The organism is Pantoea sp. Ft-CA_14 (genome assembly GCF_024520875.1).
Classification (GTDB): domain Bacteria; phylum Pseudomonadota; class Gammaproteobacteria; order Enterobacterales; family Enterobacteriaceae; genus Pantoea; species Pantoea agglomerans.
The window spans coordinates 45,118-59,420 of the sequence record NZ_JALNPM010000010.1 but is presented as its reverse complement, the minus strand read 5'-3'; the positions used below and the strand labels follow the sequence as shown (position 1 = coordinate 59,420).

At 56.3% G+C, this 14,303-nt stretch carries 15 protein-coding genes; 11 read left to right on the top strand and 4 right to left on the bottom strand.

Annotation, left to right across the window (positions count from 1 at the left end; all coding sequences use genetic code 11):
• Window positions 1-34 precede the first annotated feature (34 nt).
• Window positions 35-736, top strand: coding sequence for a DnaA inactivator Hda (gene hda, locus NR195_RS15475; protein ID WP_195719715.1), 702 nt, complete (start codon window positions 35-37; stop codon window positions 734-736).
• Here hda and arsC read toward each other — a convergent pair.
• The gene (arsC, locus tag NR195_RS15470) at window positions 733-1,074 is read right to left on the bottom strand and encodes an arsenate reductase (glutaredoxin) (RefSeq protein ID WP_086906249.1); all 342 of its coding nucleotides are present in this window, start codon (window positions 1,072-1,074) and stop codon (window positions 733-735) included. The genes hda and arsC overlap by 4 nt on opposite strands.
• Window positions 1,075-1,106: 32 nt before the next feature.
• Window positions 1,107-2,570 (bottom strand): M48 family metallopeptidase, encoded by a 1,464-nt coding sequence (locus NR195_RS15465; protein ID WP_010260049.1) that lies wholly within the window; start codon window positions 2,568-2,570, stop codon window positions 1,107-1,109.
• Window positions 2,571-3,324: 754 nt separating this feature from the next.
• On the opposite strand from NR195_RS15465, the gene NR195_RS15460 reads away from it, so the two are divergent.
• The 9 genes from NR195_RS15460 (at window position 3,325) to NR195_RS15420 (ending at window position 11,961) form a co-directional block, all read left to right on the top strand.
• Window positions 3,325-3,930 carry a DsrE family protein gene (locus NR195_RS15460; RefSeq protein ID WP_010671340.1) on the top strand — a complete coding sequence of 202 codons (606 nt, stop codon included), beginning with the start codon at window positions 3,325-3,327 and terminating at the stop codon, window positions 3,928-3,930.
• Window positions 3,931-3,961: 31 nt separating this feature from the next.
• The gene (locus NR195_RS15455) at window positions 3,962-4,570 is read left to right on the top strand and encodes a DsrE family protein (RefSeq protein WP_010671341.1); all 609 of its coding nucleotides are present in this window, start codon (window positions 3,962-3,964) and stop codon (window positions 4,568-4,570) included.
• A gap of 124 nt (window positions 4,571-4,694) precedes the next feature.
• Complete coding sequence (locus NR195_RS15450; protein ID WP_132499590.1) at window positions 4,695-5,720, top strand: LacI family DNA-binding transcriptional regulator; 1,026 nt, start codon at window positions 4,695-4,697, stop codon at window positions 5,718-5,720.
• On the top strand, window positions 5,704-6,726 hold the full coding sequence (locus tag NR195_RS15445) for an ABC transporter substrate-binding protein (RefSeq protein ID WP_033769710.1): 1,023 nt from the start codon (window positions 5,704-5,706) through the stop codon (window positions 6,724-6,726). Before NR195_RS15450 ends, NR195_RS15445 begins: the two co-directional genes overlap by 17 nt.
• Window positions 6,726-7,601 carry an ABC transporter permease gene (locus NR195_RS15440; protein ID WP_191914178.1) on the top strand — a complete coding sequence of 292 codons (876 nt, stop codon included), beginning with the start codon at window positions 6,726-6,728 and terminating at the stop codon, window positions 7,599-7,601. The genes NR195_RS15445 and NR195_RS15440 overlap by 1 nt, the downstream gene beginning before the upstream one ends.
• Entirely contained in the window at window positions 7,598-8,413 is an 816-nt protein-coding gene (locus NR195_RS15435) for an ABC transporter permease (RefSeq protein ID WP_022624145.1), read from the top strand. Before NR195_RS15440 ends, NR195_RS15435 begins: the two co-directional genes overlap by 4 nt.
• Window positions 8,410-9,393, top strand: coding sequence for an ABC transporter ATP-binding protein (locus NR195_RS15430; RefSeq protein WP_256844687.1), 984 nt, complete (start codon window positions 8,410-8,412; stop codon window positions 9,391-9,393). Before NR195_RS15435 ends, NR195_RS15430 begins: the two co-directional genes overlap by 4 nt.
• A gap of 10 nt (window positions 9,394-9,403) precedes the next feature.
• Entirely contained in the window at window positions 9,404-10,234 is an 831-nt protein-coding gene (locus tag NR195_RS15425; RefSeq protein WP_256844686.1) for a phosphodiesterase, read from the top strand.
• A 161-nt stretch (window positions 10,235-10,395) separates the two neighbouring features.
• Window positions 10,396-11,961 (top strand): sensor domain-containing diguanylate cyclase, encoded by a 1,566-nt coding sequence (locus NR195_RS15420; RefSeq protein WP_010260020.1) that lies wholly within the window; start codon window positions 10,396-10,398, stop codon window positions 11,959-11,961.
• Window positions 11,962-12,060: 99 nt separating this feature from the next.
• On the opposite strand, the gene bcp is transcribed toward NR195_RS15420, so the two are convergent.
• Window positions 12,061-12,528, bottom strand: coding sequence for a thioredoxin-dependent thiol peroxidase (gene bcp / locus NR195_RS15415; RefSeq protein WP_010260016.1), 468 nt, complete (start codon window positions 12,526-12,528; stop codon window positions 12,061-12,063).
• A gap of 157 nt (window positions 12,529-12,685) precedes the next feature.
• Window positions 12,686-13,267: a glycine cleavage system transcriptional repressor gene (locus tag NR195_RS15410; RefSeq protein WP_010260011.1), complete on the bottom strand. Its 582-nt coding sequence runs from the start codon at window positions 13,265-13,267 to the stop codon at window positions 12,686-12,688.
• A 143-nt stretch (window positions 13,268-13,410) separates the two neighbouring features.
• Between NR195_RS15410 and dapA the strand changes: the two genes are divergently transcribed.
• Window positions 13,411-14,289 (top strand): 4-hydroxy-tetrahydrodipicolinate synthase, encoded by an 879-nt coding sequence (gene dapA / locus NR195_RS15405; RefSeq protein ID WP_010260008.1) that lies wholly within the window; start codon window positions 13,411-13,413, stop codon window positions 14,287-14,289.
• The last annotated feature ends 14 nt before the right edge of the window (window positions 14,290-14,303 follow it).

The following is a 14,303-nucleotide window of genomic DNA, read 5'->3' as shown; positions in this document are numbered from 1 at the left end:
CCGATTTTTTGCTTGTTCTCTTGCTGAGGTGCTTCTGAACACGCCGGCACAATTGTCATTGCCACTCTATTTACCTGACGATGAAACCTTCTCCAGCTTCTGGCCGGGGGAAAACCCGTCGCTGATTGCCGCGCTGAAAGGCGCTCTCAACCAACAACATGGCAGCTATCTCTACTTCTGGTCACGCGAAGGCGGAGGGCGGAGCCATTTGCTGCACGCCGCGTGCGCCGAGATGTCAGCGCGCAGCGAAGCGGTCGGTTACGTTCCGCTGGACAAACGCACCTGGTTTGTACCGGAAGTACTGGAAGGGATGGAGCAGCTGTCACTGGTCTGCATCGATAACATCGAGTGCATTGCAGGCGAGCCTGAATGGGAAATGGCGATCTTCGATCTCTATAACCGTATTCTGGAAACCGGCAATACGCGGCTGTTTATTACCGGCGATCGTCCACCACGCCAGCTTAATCTGCAACTGCCCGATCTCGCCTCGCGGCTGGACTGGGGGCAGATCTATCGCCTGCAGCCTCTCTCCGACGAAGACAAATTACAGGCGCTGCAACTGCGCGCCGGGTTACGCGGATTTGAGCTGCCGGAAGATGTGGGACGCTTCCTGCTGAAGCGACTGGATCGTGAAATGCGCACCCTGTTTGATACGCTGGATCGGCTTGATCGCGCCTCGATCAGCGCCCAGCGTAAACTCACCATTCCGTTTGTGAAAGAGACACTCGGCCTTTAAAACAGGTCGAGCACCGCTTCGGGCGGACGTCCGATCCGCGCCTTGTCGCCATTGATCACTATCGGCCTTTCAATCAGCACCGGATGTTCCACCAGCGCATCCAGCAGTGCACTTTCGCTTTTGTCGCTGAGTGCCAGTTCGCTATAGATCGCCTCTTTAGTCCGCATCAACTGCTGTGCACTCTGCATTCCCAGTTTCTGTAACAGGATTTGCAGCGTCTCGCGATCGGGCGGCGTTTGCAGATAGAGCACCACTTCCGGCTCTATCCCGCGGGCGTTCAGCAGTGCCAGCGTCTCGCGGCTCTTGCTGCAGCGCGGGTTGTGGTAAATCGTCACCATCTCAGACTCTCCTTTATTCGCAGCGTGAATGCTCAACCTTTCTGATATTGCTTAAAGCGCTGTTGTAACTGGCGCAGCTGATCGATACGGGCATCGTAGCGCGCCTGTTTCAGGCTGCCGAGCGGCACCTGTGCGCTGGCGCTGCCAAGCGCGGTGATCGCCTGATCGAGCTGGCCATTCAGCGCCAGACTCTCTGCCCGCGCCGATAACTCTTCATCATTCAGTCCCTGCTGTGCAGACGCCTGGGCCAGCAAATCCCAGCCGTTGGGATCATCTTTATTAGCCCAGGTGTAGCGATTCAGAATGCGGCTGGCATTGGCATACTGTTTCGCTTCAACGTAGGCATTGGCCAGGTTGAGCTGCACCACCGGGCTGTTTTTTGCACTGGTGGCGGCGCTGAGCAGGGCGATCGCCTGTTGTGGCTGATTCAGGCCGATATCGATATCTGACATAAGATCCAGGAACCAGACGTTATTAGGCTGTTTCGCCAGCAGCGGCGTCATAATCCGCTTCGCATCGGCAAAGCTTTTCGCCTGCAAAAACTGTATGGCTTTGCCATATTGTGACGCCAGCTGCTCACGAGAATTGCCGCTGGCATACTGGCTCAGCAGTTCGTCGGTGAGCTGATTACGCCCGGTGGAGTACATGCCCAGTGAACGCACTTTTGCCAGATAGAAATCTTCTGTAGATTGCACCACCACCGGCCGCATCTGGTTAGCGCGGTTGCGGGCATCCGCCAGACGGCTGTCGGGCAGGGGATGCGTCAGCAGAATTTCAGGAGGCTTCGAGGAGAAGCGGCTCTGATCGGCCAGCTTCTGTAAAAAGTTCGGCATCGCCTGGGGATCAAACCCGGCGCGCTGCAGTACCTGAATTCCGATGCGGTCAGCTTCCTGCTCATTACCCTGGGTAAAACTGATTATCCCCTGCTGAGTTCCCGCCAGGGTGCCGGTCAGTGCTGCCATGCCCGCCTGCGGATTGGCCATCGCCAGCAGAATAGAGCCCAGCGCACCGACCCATGTCAGTGGCGCATTGCGCTTCTGATCTTCCATTGCGCGCGCCAGATGGCGCTGGGTAACGTGTGAGATCTCATGCGCCATTACTGACGCCAGCTGGCTTTCATTTTCGGTATAGCGGAACAGCGCTGAGTGCAGCACCACGTTGCCACCAAAAAAGGCAAAGGCGTTGAGCTCATCGTTCTGAATCAGAAAGAAGTGGAACGGGGTTTTCACTGAGTCGGCATGCGACACCAGTCGCTGACCCAGCTGATTAATATACTGATTAAGCAACGGATCGTTGATCAGCGGCGCACTGGCACGCAGCTGGCGCACATAAAAGTCGCCCATCTGCAGTTCCTGATTAATCGACAGCGTCGAACCGGCCGTAGTGCCAATATCGGGAAGTGAATCACTGACATCGGCATAAGCAGGTGACAGAGTAGTGAAAATGAGCGTCGGAAGGAGCGCGGCGATCAGCGTTTTCTTTAACCGGTTCAACATGCCTTAATCCTGTAGAGAGGCCCTGAAAATGGACAGGTGCGCAGCGGGAATGTTCCATTTTTCGCAGATAACGACGGTTCGTGACTATCTTAACCAGAGCATCAAAAGAATGAAATGTCGTTTTCTGGCAAACGACCAACGTAATTTGTGCAAGATCGCCCATTTTGACGAAAAAAACTGAACATCCTGCCAACTTAAACCGCGGTTAAACGAATAAAAACCGGCGGAGTATCGCCGGGTTTGTGAGCGGTTAAGTAATGCCTTATTCATTTATTCCCAATGCGCTTCGGCAGAATAAAGCAGAATCTGCTGCCGCGCAGATTTAGCCTGTGAGCGGATTTTTTTAAAGTTATGTAAATTCACTCAAAAAAACTGACTATGGCATGAGTTTTTCCAGGTCTACTCTGAAAAAATAGCCCTCTCTGAGCCGTGAATCTCCTCTTCGCCATTGATAAATTAAATCGTAGCTCCCGCCTTTATCCTGCTTATTCCAGCTACGCCTGGCTGTTATTTATTGCTGTTAATGTCACAGAAATGGAAAAAAGCACAAAAAGTCAGGTCCATTCTTATTAAGACCTTTTTTTCCTCATAATGAAACTTTTCGATTAATACGGAAGGTGAATAATTTCAGCAGTTATCAGCCGCGCGCTGACCTGAATTTACGCAGGCGAGAATTATGCCTGCGCTGTGATATAGATAGCCGACCTGATTCAGTCCTGAATCTGCCAGCCATTATTTGCCGGAGAGAAGTGTTATGCGTTCAGTTGTTTCATACGCGTTAATCGCCATTATTGGCGGAGTCGTTGGCGCGGCTGTCACACAGAGTGGCGAGATTTATGACAAAGTGACACGCCATTTTGCAACCGAGCCACAGGAAGCCCCGGGATTCTGGAGTACACCGGCGATTGAAGGTTACGGCAAAATTCATTATGAGCCCGACGCTGCGTTTAAACCGGTGGCAGGCCTGAGCAATAAAATTGTTTTTCAGATTACCCGAAGCGATGGCGCGATGACCGCGCCCAATCTGGGACTGGAGCGTGTGGCGCGCGTGGTGAATTTATATATCGCCTCCGGCATTCCGGCCGATCAGCTGAAGTTTGTCGTTTCGGTCACCGGCGATGCGACGCCCGCCATGCTGGATAACGCCCATTTTAAAAAGTTTTATGGCATCGAAAATCCAAACCTGAAGCTGATTAATGAGCTGAATCAGGCGGGAGTGAAAGTCTCGGTCTGCGATCAGTCCGTGGCATTCCATCACTATCCTAATAACTGGATTGATAAATCTGTGGTCCATGCGCTTTCCAGTCCGACCACCGTATCAACCCTGCAAAACCAGGGATACGCGTGGCTGGCAATGTAATTGATGTTTTAAACGATCGGGAGAAGAGTTAATGCGTCCAGCAGCTTTAGTGGTGATGGCAGCCGTAGCGGGATTTATCGGCGGCAATGTTTTACAGTTGCCGGAATTATTCGATAAGGTCAGCGGGAAAATGGCGGATAATAAATCCGAACCTGCTGATTTCTGGAGTACGCCAGCGATTGAAGGCTACGGAAAAATACATTATGTCGATACGCCTGCATTTAAACCCGGCACGACAGCGGGCCTGAGTAATAAAATAGTATTTCAGATCAACCGCAGTGAAGGGGATATTCGTAAGCCGAATCTCGGTCTGGAGCGCGTAGCGCGCGTCACCAACCTCTATTATGCGGCAGGTGTGCCACTCGACCAGCTGAAATTTGTGGTGTCAATTAACGGCGACGCGGTTTCATCAGCGCTGAATAATGACCAGTTCAGCAAAGCCTACGGCGTCGATAACCCGAACCTGAAGCTGATCAGCGAGCTGAAAAAAGCGGGCGTTCAGGTCACTATCTGCGATCAGTCAGTGGCGTTTCATCAGCTTGAGCGCAACTGGATCGACCCGATGGTCACTCACACTATCTCCAGCGGCACCACCGTTGCGACCCTGGAAAACAGCGGTTACGCCTTCCTGATGCTTTAATTCCCCCACAGCGGCGTCACTGCCGCTGTCACCTGCCCGTCAAATTCCTGTGATGCCCCTGTCATAGAACGCCGCTAGTGTTGTCGCAATGAGATCGATCTCATCGACAATAAACGAGGCAGTCATGACCGATTTAATCAGCGTAGCCAGACTGGCAGGGGTCTCCCGCGCAACCGCTGCGCGCGCCTTTTCTGACCCTCATCTGCTAAAACCGGGCACGCTGCAAAAGGTGCTTGCCGCCTCGGAACAGATCGGTTTCCGCCCGAATCATATTGCCCGTCAGCTCCGCACCCAGCACTCCACCACGCTTGGCGTCCTGTTGCCTTCGCTGCTCAATCCGGTTTTTGCCATGCAGTTACAGGCGATGGAGCAGCAGGCTCGTCTGGCGGGATATGGGCTGCTGGTAGCAACCAGTGATTATCAGGCTGAGCGGGAAGCGGCGATTGTCGAACATATGCTGCACCAGCGTGTCGCCGGTCTGGTACTGACGGTGGCAGATGCCGACAGCAGTGCGCTGCTGCCGACACTGGCGGCGGCGAAGATGCCCTTCGTGCTGACCCACAACGTACCGCAACAGCACGAATGGCCCGCGCTGTGCGTAGATAACCGCAAAGCCATTGCCGAAGCGACCGCCCATCTGGTGTCACTGGGCCACCGCCATATCGTGATGGCTGCGGGCCCTATGCAGCAATCTGACCGCGCCCGTCTGCGCTATCTCGGCTACTGCGATGCCATGCAGCAGGCCGGTCTGACGCCACAGGCGATGATTGAGATGCCCAGCCATATCCAGTCCGATTTCCATCCGTTGCTGCCGCTGATTAATGCACCTTCGCCGCTGACGGCGGTGATTTGCAGTAACGATCTGCTGGCTATCAGCCTGCTGGGCGCCGCTGCGCGTGCCGGCGTCAGCGTTCCGAATCAGCTCTCCGTGGTCGGCTTCGATGGCATTGAGCTGGGCGAACAGCTTTCACCTTCACTGGCCAGCGTGGTGCAGCCGATTGCGCTAATGGGCGCGCGCGCCATTGACCTGCTTCTGAATCCCGTCGGCGGTAAAACCCATCTGCTGGCTCATCATTTACGTCTCGGGGAGAGTGTCGCCCCGGCATTTCATGGCTCTTTTTCAGGGAAACATCATGTCACTCACCGTTAACTTCAAACCTATCGCCAGCGCTGCGCTGCTGGCCGGATGCACGCTTGCCTCATCGTGGGCGCAGGCGGCTGAAAATGCTATCTGCTACAACTGCCCGCCAGAGTGGGCCGACTGGGCGACACAGCTCCAGGCGATCGAAAAAACGACGGGCATTCATGTGCCGCAGGACAATAAAAATTCGGGTCAGGCGCTGGCGCAGCTGGTTGCCGAGAAAAGCAATCCGGTCGCCGACGTGGTCTATTATGGCGTCAGCTTCGGCATTCAGGCAGTCAGTGCAGACGTGGTCAGCGCTTACAAACCGGCAAACTGGGATCAGATCCCGGCAGGCATGAAAGATCCTGCTGGCAAGTGGGTGGCGCTGCACTCCGGTACCATGGGCTTTATGGTCAATGTTGATGCGCTGGGTGGCGCGCCGGTGCCGCGTTCCTGGGATGATCTGCTGAAGCCGGAATATAAAGGCATGGTAGGTTATCTTGATCCGGCCAGCGCCTTTGTGGGCTACGTTGCAGCCGTCGCGGTGAACCAGGCGAAAGGCGGCAGTCTTCATGACTTCACCCCGGCCATCAACTGGTTCAAAGCACTGCAACGCAACCAGCCGATTGTGCCTAAGCAGACCGCCTATGCCCGGCTGATTTCAGGCGAAATCCCGATTCTGATCGACTACGACTTCAATGCCTATCGCGCCCGCTACAAAGATCACGCCAATGTGGAATTTGTGATCCCCAGCGAGGGGACGGTCACGGTGCCTTACGTCATCAGCCTGGTGAAAAATGCGCCGCATCCGGCCAACGGTAAGAAAGTGATCGATTTCGTGCTGTCAGATGCCGGTCAGGCGATCTGGGCTAATGCCTGGCTGCGTCCGGTCCGGGCGGGCGCGATGTCACCCGAAGCGAAGAAATATTTTCTGCCTGACAGCGACTATGCGCGCGCTCACACGGTGGATTATCAGCAGATGGCCGATGCGCAGAAGAGCTTCTCCGCCCGTTACCTGAGCGAGATCCGCTGATGTCACTCTCAGAGATCAATCCGTTTGCTGCTGGCGACTCAGTTCGCCACCGCCTTCGGCCGCTGGGGGCAAACTGGCCGTGGATGCTGCTGCCTGCGCTGCTGTTCTTTGCTGCCTTCTGGCTGTTGCCGTTTGCTCGTCTGTTGCAGATCGGTATGACGGAAGATCGTACAACTCACCACAGCGGCTACTGGACGGTAATCAGCCAGCCGCAATATCTGCAAAGCCTGCTGAATACCGTGCTGCTCTCGGCAGCGGTCACACTGGTGACGCTGCTGATTGCTGCGGTGGTGGGCTGCTTTCTGGCACGGCAGCGCTTTACCGGGCGAGGCACGCTGCTGGCGCTGCTGACCTTTCCGCTGGCCTTTCCGGGCGTGGTGGTGGGATTTCTGATGGTCATGCTGGCGGGGCGTCAGGGTGTTCTGGCGCAACTCAGTCTCAGCCTGTTTCATGAGCGCTGGGTCCTTGCTTATTCGCTCAGCGGCTTATTTATTGGCTATCTCTATTTTTCGCTGCCGCGCGCCATCGTGACGCTGGTGGCGGCCAGTGAAAAGCTGGACCGTTCGCTGGAAGAGGCCGCCCGATCGCTGGGTGCCAGCCAGTGGCGCATCATCATTGACGTCATCATTCCTGGGCTGAAACCGGCGCTGCTCTCCTGCGGCGCGCTCTGTTTCGCCACCAGCATGGGCGCCTTTGGCACCGCATTTACCCTTGGCACAGAGCTCGCGGTGCTGCCGCTGACCATTTATGGCGAGTTCACTAATTACGCCAACTTTGCCACCGCAGCGGCGCTTTCGGTGGTGATGGGGGCGGTGGCCTGGCTGGCGCTGATGCTGGCGAACGGACTGGCTGCCCGCCGCAAGGAGACGGTATGAAGCGCCGGGGTTTGTTCTGGCTGCAGGTGGTGATCACCAGCCTCACCGCGCTGTTTATGATTGTGCCGGTTGTGCTCTCGATGCTGGCGGGCGTCACGCAGAACTATTTCACTGGCCTGCGCAGCGGCCTGACGCTGAAATGGGTGGAACAGGTGTGGCAGATGTATGCCGACACCTTCTGGCTGTCGCTGCTGATCGCTCTGAGTTGTCTGGCGGTGACGGTTATCGCTGGCGTGCCAGCCGCCTGGGGCTTACTGAAATCACCGTCACGCTGGGCCAGCCGCATTGAGGAGTGCCTGATGCTGCCAGTCGCATTGCCGGGCCTGGCCACCGCTCTGGGCATCATTCTGCTCTATGGTCAGTTCAGCGCGTTGCGCGACAGCTGGCTCTTCATCCTGATCGGCCATGTGCTCTTTACCTTGCCCTTTATGATCCGACCGGTGCTGTCGGTGATGCAGGCGATTGATCTGCCGCGCCTTGAAGAAGCCGCCGCCAGCCTGGGGGCGGGCTTCTGGCGCCGCTTCTTTACCGTGGTCGTCCCGAACTGCCGCAACGGCATTCTGGCGGGCGCATTTATGGTGATCACCCTGTCGGTGGGGGAGTTCAACATTACCTGGATGCTGCACACGCCACTGACCAAAACCCTGCCGGTCGGTCTGGCCGACAGCTACACCTCGATGCGACTGGAAGTCGGGTCCGCCTATACCCTGATCTTTATTATGATGATTTTACCGCTGCTGCTGTTGCTCAACGCCTGTAATCACTGGCTGGAACGGCAATCTTCGCGGCAGCAGAGAGAGGAAACCGTATGAATGAGGCCGTCAACGTGACGCTGAGCCACTGCTCGCGTCGCTTTAATCAGCAGGTCGCGCTGCATCCGCTCGACCTGCAGGTTCACGCCGGTGAAACACTGGTATTGCTGGGGCCGTCAGGCTGTGGCAAAACCACGCTGCTGCGTATTATCAGCGGTCTGGATAGCAGCGATCCCCCGGGAGAGATCTGGTTTGACAAGCGTAACGTCACCGCGCTGCCGATTGAGAAACGCAACGTTGGCATGGTGTTTCAGAACTACGCGCTGTTCCCGACGCTCAACGTGGCGCAGAACGTCGCCTATGGTCTGAAGGTGCAGGGCGTGCCACGTGCCGAGCGTGATGCGCGGGTCGCGGAAATGCTGGCACTGGTTGACCTGACACATCTGTCCCACCGGGCGATTGATAAATTGTCCGGCGGGCAGAAGCAGCGGGTGGCGCTGGCACGTGCGCTGGCCGCACGGCCTAAAGTCCTGTTGTTCGATGAGCCGCTGGCGGCGCTTGACGCCAGGCTGCGCGATCGACTGCGGCTGGAGATCGGCGCGCTGCTCAAGCGGCTGGCGATCACTGCGGTTTACGTCACCCACGATCAGCAGGAGGCGATGGCGCTGGGCGATCGCATCGCGGTGATGGAGCAGGGCCGTCTGGTGCAGCTCGATACTCCGCAGGGAATTTATCAGCGCCCGGCCTCCCGCTTTGTAGCGGATTTTGTGGGCGCCGTAAACTGCATTGCGCACGATCCCGACGGTCATCCCCTGCGTTTTTGCCGCCCGGAAGATGTGCTGCTGGCCGACGACACCCGCTATGCCCAGCGCGGTGTGGTGGTGGGCAGTACGTTTCTTGGCGCCTCGCAGCGCTTACTGATCGATATCGGGCTGGATAACCCCATTCAGGTCGAGCGTCATGCCCGCGAAATCTGGCAGGCGGGACAGCGCATCAGCTGGTCGCTGACCCGCCAGGCCGCGCTGGAATTTAGTTGCTAAGGAGTCTGTTGTGTCTGTTCAACCCACAGTCATCGCGCAAATCAGCGATCTGCATATCAAGGCTTTTGGTCGTCTCTCTTATAAACAGGTCGATACCCATGCCGCTTTACTGCAGGTTATCGATACCCTTAACGCGCTGCAGCCGCGCCCCGATGTGGTGGTGATTACCGGCGACCTGGTCGATTTTGGCAGGCCGGAAGAGTATCAGACGCTGCGCGAAGCCCTGCAGCGCCTCCAGTTGCCCTTTTATCTGATGGCGGGCAATCACGACGATCGCGAGGCACTGCGTGCTGCCTTCCCGGATCACACCTACCTGCAGGCGGGGCCGACCCTGAACTGGCAGCTTAGCGTGGGCGGCGTCAGGCTGCTGGCCCTGGACTCCAGCGTACCGCAACAGCCGTGGGGGGAGGTGGATGAGCAGCAGTTGCAATGGCTGGATCAGGCACTGCGCGAGGCCGCGGATCAGCCCACGCTGGTGATGCTGCATCATCCCCCTTTTGCCTGTGGCATTGCGCATATGGATCGGCAACGGTTACGCCAACCTGAGGCACTTGAGGCGATCATTGCCCGCCATCCGCAGGTTGAGCGGGTGCTTTGTGGTCATCTGCATCGCAGCCTGCAGACCCGCTTTGCCGGAACCCTGGCCTGTGTCGCACCCGGCGTGTCGCATCAGGTGGCTCTGGATCTGCACCCGAAGGGGCCGGCTCACTTTACTCTGGAGCCGCCCGGCTTTTTGCTCCATTGCTGGCAGCCAATGCAGGGAATGGTCACGCATCAGTGCGCGATTGGCCACTTTTCGGGCCCCTGGCCATTTTACGATAGTCAGGGGTTAATCGATTAGTGCCAGCTAAATCTGTATTAAGCGGGGTGATATTTGTCTTAATGCTGCTCAAAAATGCCGACACAGTGTAGACTTAAGCCCGGCTATCAGGGCTTCTGGCACACATTAAAAAAATAATCAGGCATTCACGACATGACACTCTTCTCCGGGGCGGCGACGCCATGTTAAAGCTCTTTCGGCCCAAGGCCGACTTGCGCAATCTGATCGCCCTGCTGGTGATTGTCAGCATTGTTATCACGCTCGCGAATACGCTCTACGCCACCTGGCGGGTGCAGCGCCAGGTGCTGATTGACACCACGCTTGAGGCTAACCGGGCCTATGCCGCCAAGCTGGCCTCAACCAGTGAAATTTTCTTCCAGCTGGCGCAGTCACAGTTGCACTACAGCGCCAATCAGCTAAGCCGTGACTTTAATAATGAAGGACTGCTGAATAGCGAAGTCAATCGTCTGCGTGAGCAGACTACCAGTTTCAACTCGGTTGCCGTGGTGGATGAGCAGGGCGCCATCAAAGCGATCTCGCCCGAATCCCTGACGCTGAAAGGGATGCGTGTCACCAGCGACGCCTCCCGCGAAGCGCTGACGCTGCGGCAGCCGATCATCAGTAAACCGACCCTTTCTGCAGCCAATAATCTGCTGGTGTTTGTCTCCTGGCCAATCTGGAGTCCCGATGGCGACTATCTGGGCTACATCGGCGGCACGATCTATCTGAAGAAAAAAAGCATTCTGAATGCGCTACTGGGTGAACAATTCTACCGTGATGGCACCACGGTCTATGTGCTCGACAGTAATAATGAGGTGTTGTATCACCAGAATCGTCAGCTGATTGGTAAAGTTCTGCCCGCCATCGTCAGTCCGCGTGACGAGCAGACCAATGGCTCGCTGATGCTTGCGGGTGCAGGTGAGTCCACGCAGCTGGCGGGCTATGCCGTCGTGCCGACCACCGGCTGGACGGTGGTGGCGCTGAAGCCGATTAACGTCACGCTGAACCCGCTTTCAGGCCTGTTAATGAAAGTCCTGAAGAACTCGGTGCCGTTCGCACTGCTGACCCTGCTGGTTGCGTTAGGGCTGGCACGGCTGATTGCCCGACCACTGTTCCAGCTGGCCCGCAAAGCCAGCCGGATGGATGCGCAGGGCGTATCAAAAGAGATTGGCGGCATCAGTGCCTGGTATTTTGAGGCGGCGCAGGTCAAGCGCGCGCTGCTCACCGGCATCGGACTGGTGCAGGACAAAATCGGTCGTCTGAGTTCTGAAGCCCAGACCGACCCCCTGACTCAGTTGCTGAATCGGCGTGGTCTTAATGCGGTACTGGAGTACTACCGCACGCTACGCCAGCCTTTCTCGGTGCTGGCGCTGGATATCGATCACTTTAAAAACGTCAACGATAGCTGGGGCCACGATGTGGGCGACCGGGTGATTCAGCAGGTGGCGAGCACGCTGCGTGCCAGCGCCCGTCAGTCTGATGTGGTGTGCCGCAACGGCGGAGAGGAGTTTCTGATGCTGCTGCCGGGAACGGCGCTGGATGAGGCGCAGATTATCGCCGAGCGCGTGCGACTGGGCATTGCAGAAGCCTGGCTCACCGACGTGGGTCGCATTACCTTGTCTATCGGCGTCGCGGCATGGAATGGTTCGCAGGATGTCGGGCTGGAAGGCAGTTTAAAACAGGCGGATGCGGCGCTCTATGAAGCGAAAAATGCCGGGCGCAACTGCGTTATCGTGGCCGCCGCGTAATCGCGTTAACTCACAGTGTTTCGCAACGGCAGGATAAAAACGGGCGGGGAAGAGGCAGCTAAGCAGGGCGCGGCGTTAAGGCTACCGCGCCCCTCAACATCAGGCTGACTTGACGTAATCCAGCACCATGTCGTGGTGATTCGAGGTCTTGAAGTTATCAAACACTTTTTCGATCCTGCCCTCGGCATCTATCAGGAAGCTGATGCGATGAATGCCGTCATAGGTTTTCCCCATAAACGTTTTTTCACCCCAGACGCCAAACGCCTGGCAGACTTCATGGTTTTCATCGGAGAGCAGGGTAAAGTTCAGCAGCTCTTTTTCGACAAACTTTGACAGTTTTTCCGGTTTGTCGGTGCTGATGCCCAGCACTTCAACGCCCGCTTTTTTCAACTCATCCATGTTGTCACGCAGACCGCACGCCTGCACGGTGCAGCCTGGTGTCATCGCTTTCGGGTAAAAGTACACCAGAACGCGCTGTCCCTGGAAGTCGGTCAGATTCACGTGTTCGCCGTCCTGATCGGGCAGGCTAAATGCGGGTGCAGTATCTCCGGCTTTCAGTGGATTCATTACATCTCTCCATTTTCTTATTCAGGCTGTGGGTAATACACCATCCGGTCAGAAACGGCCAGAGGGAAAATTACCATCAGGGGGTATTTCACCACATAGCCGGTCACCTTTCAGTGGCAGTAATGTGGAGAAATAACTCCGGTTAATTGACCAAAGCTTAGCGTACCGCGCTGACAGATTCGCTGCTGTCGGCATCTGACACACTGTAAAGGCGCAGCGTTCCCTGAGCATTCAGCTCCTGACACAGGGTATTAAACGCCTGCTCAAACGGGGTGCCACTGGTTCGCGTCGGACTGTGAGCGGTCATTTGAATATAGAGCGTAGGGGGCAAATTGTGTTGCGCTGGCGTAATGCGCGACACCAGTTCGGCCACATTCATCTGATGCTTATCGATAAGATCGGTAAAGCGTTCAATAATATGCGGCGAATCAGCCACCTCAACCTGAATGAACGCGGTGTCGGGCATCGGCGGACGGAGCCGGGCATTGGTGCGCTTCATGACGATCAGCAGTTCCAGCTCTGCCCCTTTCAGTGGCAGGGTCGATTCAATCAGTGTGATCGCGTTCCAGCTGCCCGACAGCAGCATGATAAAGGTGAACTCATCCCCAAGCATGGCAAGACGGCTATCTTCAATATTGCAACCGCAGCTGCTGACGTGTCGGGTAATGGTGTTGACGATACCCGGACGGTCAACACCGAGCGCGGTGATCACCAGATGATGGGGCTGAGATTGCGGCAAAATGGCTTTTCCTCTGCTTTCGCTAATAACCATAAGGTAAACATAAAAAAAACTGCTGACAAGCGCGGGAATGGCGTGGCTGGCTTGCTTTTCCCTAAGTGTAAAACGTACCATGAAGCACTTGTTTGTCGAGGGGATCGCCAATGTTTACGGGAAGTATTGTTGCACTCGTTACGCCAATGGATGACAGCGGTAATGTCTGCCGGTCGAGTCTGAAAAAACTGATTGATTATCACGTCGCCAGCGGCACCGCGGCGATCGTTTCCGTCGGCACCACAGGCGAATCTGCTACCCTGAGCCATGAAGAACATGGTGATGTGGTGATGCTGACCCTGGAACTGGCCGATGGCCGTATTCCGGTGATTGCCGGAACCGGGGCAAACGCCACTGCTGAAGGCATCTCTCTGACTAAGCGTTTTGAAAATTCCGGCGTTGTGGGTTGCCTGACCGTGACCCCATATTACAACCGTCCGACGCAGGAAGGGCTGTTCCAGCACTTTAAAGCGATTGCGAATAGCACCAGCCTGCCACAGATGCTGTATAACGTTCCCTCGCGTACCGGTTGCGACATGCTGCCGGAAACCGTTGCCCGCCTGGCCGAAATCAAAAATATTATCGGAATCAAAGAGGCAACCGGGAACTTATCGCGGGTTAGTCAGATCCAAGAGCTGGTTAATGAAGATTTCATTCTGGTGAGTGGCGATGACGCGACTGCGCTGGACTTTATGCAACTGGGCGGCAAAGGCGTCATTTCGGTGACGGCCAACGTGGCTGCGCGCGAAATGGTCGAACTGTGTCAACTCGCACAGCAGGGCAATTTCGTCGAGGCACGCCGCCTGAATCAGCGTCTGATGCATCTGCACCAGACGCTTTTCTGTGAACCCAATCCTATCCCGGTGAAATGGGCTGCGAAACAGCTAGGATTAATCGCTAACGACACGCTGCGTCTGCCAATGACGCCACTGACTGCAGCCGGCCAGCCGAAAGTGGAGCAGGCGCTGGTGAAAGCGGGTTTGCGATAATTTAGGGAGTTTGA

Excerpts from the sequence above, each read along its gene's own strand:
- NR195_RS15465 (WP_010260049.1), bottom strand. The coding sequence starts at position 2,570 with ATGTTGAACCGGTTAAAGAAAACGCTGATCGCCGCGCTCCTTCCGACG.
- arsC (WP_086906249.1), bottom strand. The coding sequence starts at position 1,074 with ATGGTGACGATTTACCACAACCCGCGCTGCAGCAAGAGCCGCGAGACG.
- dapA (WP_010260008.1), top strand. The coding sequence starts at position 13,411 with ATGTTTACGGGAAGTATTGTTGCACTCGTTACGCCAATGGATGACAGC.
- NR195_RS15450 (WP_132499590.1), top strand. The coding sequence starts at position 4,695 with ATGACCGATTTAATCAGCGTAGCCAGACTGGCAGGGGTCTCCCGCGCA.
- bcp (WP_010260016.1), bottom strand. The coding sequence starts at position 12,528 with ATGAATCCACTGAAAGCCGGAGATACTGCACCCGCATTTAGCCTGCCC.
- NR195_RS15455 (WP_010671341.1), top strand. The coding sequence starts at position 3,962 with ATGCGTCCAGCAGCTTTAGTGGTGATGGCAGCCGTAGCGGGATTTATC.
- NR195_RS15440 (WP_191914178.1), top strand. The coding sequence starts at position 6,726 with ATGTCACTCTCAGAGATCAATCCGTTTGCTGCTGGCGACTCAGTTCGC.
- NR195_RS15435 (WP_022624145.1), top strand. The coding sequence starts at position 7,598 with ATGAAGCGCCGGGGTTTGTTCTGGCTGCAGGTGGTGATCACCAGCCTC.
- NR195_RS15460 (WP_010671340.1), top strand. The coding sequence starts at position 3,325 with ATGCGTTCAGTTGTTTCATACGCGTTAATCGCCATTATTGGCGGAGTC.
- NR195_RS15420 (WP_010260020.1), top strand. The coding sequence starts at position 10,396 with ATGTTAAAGCTCTTTCGGCCCAAGGCCGACTTGCGCAATCTGATCGCC.
- NR195_RS15430 (WP_256844687.1), top strand. The coding sequence starts at position 8,410 with ATGAATGAGGCCGTCAACGTGACGCTGAGCCACTGCTCGCGTCGCTTT.
- NR195_RS15445 (WP_033769710.1), top strand. The coding sequence starts at position 5,704 with ATGTCACTCACCGTTAACTTCAAACCTATCGCCAGCGCTGCGCTGCTG.